This is a genomic window from Streptomyces sp. CO7, from assembly GCF_053474865.1.
The window spans coordinates 221,244-226,790 of sequence record NZ_JBRIOU010000001.1; the positions used below are offsets into that span (position 1 = coordinate 221,244).

The window sequence follows — 5,547 nt, forward strand, 5'->3', positions numbered from 1 at the left end:
AGCCACTCCTCGCGGGCCAGCCAGCCGTCGTCCTCCCGCCGCTCGTCGGGGCCCCAGTCGTCCTGGGTGACCGCCCAGCGACGCCAGGCGCGGTGCAGGTCGCTGGGCGGGTGCCAGACGCCGGTGTCCCGGCGCACCTGGGCGCGGATCAGCCCGTCCACGGTGAACAGCGACAGTTGGGTGACGTCGGTGACGGCGCCGAGCCGCCCGTACGCGGGGACCGGCGCGGCCAGTCCCTCGGGGCCGTGCGCGGCCACGATCTCGCCGGGCGTCAGTCCGTCGAGCGGTGCGCCCAGCGCGTCGCCCACGGCCGATCCGAGCACGACGCCGCGCACCCTGCTCCGGAAGTCCTGCAACTCGGCCCGGCCCCACGCACCAGCCACCGCCCGACCTCCCACGGCCGTCGTCCACGCCTGCGGAACCGGGCCTGGGCCCGGTCCCCTGCCGACGCTAACCGGCCGCCGCTCGGGGCGGAACGGGCATTTCCGGCCGATGTGCGCGTAGGTCCGTACCGGACGCGCGCGCCTGCACGAGATCCACCCCGGATGCGCACAGCGGGTCCCGGCCTGCCCGCGCGGGAACGACGCCGGCCCGCCGCTCGCGGAGGCGAGGGGCGGGCCGGCGTCGGCGGTCGCTCACTGCATGCGGAGCCAGATGTCTCCCGCGGCGAGGGCGCCGGTGAACGCCCGGATGTTGTCGACCTCGCCGTGGAAGTACTCGCCCCAGCCGTCGGCGGTGCGGCCCCGGCCGACCTGCAGCGGGCCGTCGGCCGCCCAGGCGGCGTCGAAGGCCGCGGTGGCCACCGCGCCGCCCCCGCCGTCCACGTGGAGCGTGATCGTGTCGGCCGCGTCGTCGTGGACGACCACGATCTCGTGGTCACGGGGCTGCCCGTGGTCGGGAGGAGCGGGCTGCGAGACCACGGTCCGGGTGGCGTCCGGGCCGTCCCCGTCCGTCACCACCAGCTGCCACTCGTCGTCGGCCGGGTCGTAGCGCACCTGGAAGGCGTCGCCGTGCTCACCGCCCTGGGAGAGCACCGTCATCGGCCCGGTGGCCTCGTCCGCGGCGAGCCGGACGTACGCGCCCACCGTGTAACTGCCGGAGGTGTCGAGGACCGGACCGTCGGTCGCCGCGTAGCTGGTGGCCCCGTGCAGTTCCAGGTGGGCGTTCCCCAGCAGCGCGCCGGGCCCGGGGACGCAGTCCGGGTCGAGCCAGCAGTCCGGGTCGTCCACGTACCGGAAGACGGTGGCGCCGTCGTGGAGTGCCAGCGGGCCGCCCTCACTGCCGGGGGCGGCGTCGCCCGTCGCGGACTCGAAGTCCCAGCCGCCGACCCGCTGGGGCTCCTGGCGGCCCAGTGCCTTCGCCTCCTGGGCCACGACCACCCGGTCCCAGACCCGGACGTCCGCCAGGTCGCCCTGCCAGCGCCGTCCGCCGTCGCCGCGGGCCCGGCCGAGCTGGAAGGCGCCCGGCGCCGCGACGGGGCCGGCCTTCACCGGCTCGCCGACGGCCCTGCCGTCGACGTAGAGGCGCAGGGTGTCGTCCTCGGTGTCGAGGACGCCCAGCACGTGGGCCCAGTCGCCGGTCTCGGGGCCGCCGCCCGCGACGGTCGCGCCGCCGAAGGTGAACGCCCAGTCGGCGTCGCCGTCCGCGGTGGGCTTCAGGCCCAGGGTGAAGGCGGAGGTGCCGTCGGCGGCGTCCTGGCTCGCGACCGTCATGGCGCGGTCGGTACGGCCCGGGCGGACCCAGCCGCCGACCGCGAAGGTCTTCCCGGTGTCCGCCACCGGCGCGTCCGGCGTCAGGTAGCCGCTGCCTTCGCCGCTGAGCCGTGCGCTGCCGGTGAGGCCCGTGCCGTACGGAGCGGCGTCGTGGAAGGTCACGCCGTCCTCGGCCCGCAGGGCCGGTCCGGTCTCGGCGGAGGCGTCGGTGAGCTTCCAGCGGGCTACGGGGGCGCGGCCCTTGGCCACCCGGAACCGGTGGACCGTCTCGGAACTGGAGTTGCCGGCGCGGTCGACCGCCCTGACCGTCAGGTAGTCGGGGCCCTCCTTCTGCGGCATGAAGCGGATCGCCGCGGGGCCCCCCATGTCCTTCGGCTCGACGGTGCGCTCTGTCCCGCCGATGAACCGGTACCGGTAGGCGACCACGTCGTCGGACGGCGAGTCGAGGGTGAAGCCGCCGTAGACGCCCACCCCGTCGTGCCAGGCGGAGTCGTCGTAGCGGTCCGAGGTGATCGCCGCCGCCTCGGGGTGATCGGTGTCGATCCGGAACTGGCAGAGGTGGCCGTCGCCTTCGTCGCTCCACGAGGACGTCGCCCCCTGCTCGCCGACGGCCCGCGCCCGCCAGGAGACCAGGGTGTCCGCGGGGATGTCGAACGAGGGGGTGAGCCGGAAGGGGGTGCCCGGGATGCTCGCGGTGGTGGTCAGCGTCTCGCGCCGCTGGGCGCCCTCGGCGTCGGACCACCGCATCTCGATCTCGGCGCCCGCCCTGGCCCACGGGTCGGGGTTCCGCAGCGTCACCTCCAGCCGGGGCTTCTCCTCCACGTACGGCGCGGAGTCCCCCTGCGCGCAGCCGCTGTTGCCCGTCCTCAAGTCCTCGACCCGCGGCTGCGGCAGCGGGTTCTCCGCCGCCGACGCCACCCCCGGCGTCGCTCCCAGCAGCGCGACGGCCGCCAGGGCGACCGTGCTCCGTCTGCGTCGACCTAATACGTTCACGTGACACCCACCCCTTGTCGTGTGCTCGGCAAAGTGGGCCGAACCTAACAGGGGCCACCGACGGTCGGGCATCGAATTACCCGCGGGAACCCCCTCCGTCCGACCGGACGCCCGTGTTTGCCCAGCTCGTGCCGCTCGTATGCTCGGGGGATGACGACTTCCGCCAGCTCCGGAACCGGCCGCCCCACCGAGAACTCCATGCGCCGTGCCCTCAGGCGGGCGCGGGACGGGGTCGCGCTGGACGTGGCCGAGGCGGCGGTGCTGCTGCAGGCGCGCGGGGCGGACCTGGACGACCTGTGCGCCACCGCCTCGCGGGTGCGGGACGCGGGGCTGGAGGCGGCCGGCCGGCCCGGCGTCATCACGTACTCGAAGAGCGTGTTCATCCCGCTCACCCGGCTGTGCCGGGACAAGTGCCACTACTGCACCTTCGTCACCGTCCCCGGCAAGCTGCGCCGCGCGGGCCACGGGATGTTCATGTCGCCGGACGAAGTGCTGGACGTCGCCCGGCGCGGGGCCGCGATGGGGTGCAAGGAGGCGCTGATCACCCTCGGCGACAAGCCGGAGGACCGCTGGCCCGAGGCGCGGGAGTGGCTGGACGCGCACGGGTACGACGACACCATCGCCTATGTGCGGGCGATCTCGATCCGGATCCTGGAGGAGACGGGTCTGCTGCCGCACCTGAACCCCGGGGTGCTGAGCTGGACGGACTTCCAGCGGCTGAAGCCGGTCGCCCCGTCGATGGGGATGATGCTGGAGACGACGGCGACCCGGCTGTGGTCCGAGCCGGGCGGGCCGCACCACGGCTCCCCGGACAAGGAGCCGGCCGTGCGGCTGCGGGTGCTGGAGGACGCGGGCCGCTCCTCGGTGCCCTTCACCAGCGGGATCCTGCTCGGCATCGGCGAGACGTACGAGGAGCGCGCCGAGTCGCTGTTCGCCCTGCGGAAGGTGGCGCGGGCGTACCACTCGGTGCAGGAGCTGATCATTCAGAACTTCCGCGCCAAGCCGGACACCGCGATGCGCGGCATGCCGGACGCGGAGCTGGACGACCTGGTCGCGGCGGTGGCGGTGGCGCGGGTGGTCATGGGGCCCTCGGCCTGCCTGCAGGCGCCGCCGAACCTGGTCGACGCCGAGTACGAGCGGCTGATCCGGGCCGGCGTCGACGACTGGGGCGGGGTCTCGCCGCTCACCATCGACCACGTGAACCCGGAGCGGCCCTGGCCGCAGATCGACGAGCTGGCCGAGCGGTCCGCGGCCGCCGGCTTCGAGCTGCGGGAGAGGCTGTGCGTGTACCCGGAGTTCGTGCGGCGGGGCGAACCCTGGCTGGACCCGCGGGTGCTGCCGCACGTGCGGGCGCTGGCCGACCCGGAGACGGGCCTCGCGGTGCCGGACGCGGTGGTCGAGGGACGGCCCTGGCAGGAGCCGGACGAGGCGTTCACGCCGTCGGGCCGCACCGACCTGCACCGCACCATCGACTCCGAGGGCCGCACGGCCGACCGGCGGGACGACTTCGACGAGGTGTACGGCGACTGGGAGTCGCTGCGCGAGGCCGCCGCCCCCGGCATGGTGCCGGAGCGGATCGACGGCGACGTGCGGGCGGCGCTGCGCACCGCTGCGGACGACCCGACGAAGCTGACCGACGAGGAGGCGCTCGCGCTGTTCCACGCGGACGGGGCGGCGCTGGACGCGCTGTGCCGCGTCGCCGACGACGTGCGCAGGTCGGCGGTCGGCGACGAGGTGACGTACATCGTCACGCGGAACATCAACTTCACCAACGTCTGCTACACCGGCTGCCGGTTCTGCGCCTTCGCGCAGCGCCGCACCGACGCGGACGCCTACACGCTGTCGCTGGAGCAGGTCGCCGACCGGGCCCAGCAGGCGTGGGACGTGGGCGCGGTGGAGGTCTGCATGCAGGGCGGCATCCACCCGGACCTGCCGGGCACGGCGTACTTCGACATCGCGCGGGCGGTGAAGGAGCGGGTGCCGGGGATGCACGTGCACGCCTTCTCGCCGATGGAGGTCGTCAACGGGGCCACCCGGACCGGGATGTCGATCCGCGAGTGGCTGACCGCCGCGAAGGAGGCCGGTCTGGACACCATCCCGGGCACGGCGGCGGAGATCCTCGACGACGAGGTGCGGTGGGTGCTCACCAAGGGCAAGCTGCCCACCGCCACCTGGGTCGAGGTGGTCACCACCGCGCACGAGCTGGGCATCCGGTCGTCCTCGACGATGATGTACGGCCACGTCGACCAGCCGCGGCACTGGCTGGGGCACCTGCGGACGCTGGCCGGCATCCAGCAGCGCACCGGCGGGTTCACCGAGTTCGTGACGCTGCCGTTCGTGCACACCAACGCCCCCGTGTACCTGGCCGGGATCGCCCGCCCCGGTCCGACCGTCCGGGACAACCGGGCGGTCACCGCGATGGCGCGGCTGCTGCTGCACCCGTACATCCCGAACATCCAGACCAGCTGGGTGAAGCTGGGGACCGAGGGCGCGGCCGAGATGCTGCGGTCGGGCGCCAACGACCTGGGCGGGACGCTGATGGAGGAGACCATCTCCCGGATGGCGGGCTCCTCCTACGGCTCGTACCGCTCGGTGGCCGACCTGGTGGCGATCGCCGACGCGGCGGGTCGTCCGTCCCGGCCGCGCACCACGCTGTACGGCGAGGTCCCCGAGGAGCGGCAGCACGCGGCCGCGGCCTCCGACGGCCACCTCCCCGAGCTGCTGCCGGTCCTGGACTGACACCCGGGGCGGAGCCGGCCGGGCCGGGCCCGTCGGTTTCCCCCGGCGGGGCCCCTCGGATTGCCGGGCCGGGCCCCTGGTCAGGGGCGGGGAGGGTCACCGT

3 protein-coding genes are annotated in these 5,547 nt (G+C 74.6%); 1 reads left to right on the forward strand and 2 read right to left on the reverse strand.

The window, feature by feature from the left end:
• Positions 1-398: ADP-ribosylglycohydrolase family protein (locus ACOV8S_RS01030; RefSeq protein WP_448315383.1), on the reverse strand; the 398-nt coding region annotated here is incomplete at its 3' end.
• Positions 399-635: 237 nt separating this feature from the next.
• Complete coding sequence (locus ACOV8S_RS01035; protein WP_448315385.1) at positions 636-2,705, reverse strand: LamG-like jellyroll fold domain-containing protein; 2,070 nt, start codon at positions 2,703-2,705, stop codon at positions 636-638.
• A gap of 150 nt (positions 2,706-2,855) precedes the next feature.
• Between ACOV8S_RS01035 and ACOV8S_RS01040 the strand changes: the two genes are divergently transcribed.
• Entirely contained in the window at positions 2,856-5,444 is a 2,589-nt protein-coding gene (locus ACOV8S_RS01040) for a bifunctional FO biosynthesis protein CofGH (RefSeq protein WP_448315387.1), read from the forward strand.
• Positions 5,445-5,547 lie beyond the last annotated feature (103 nt).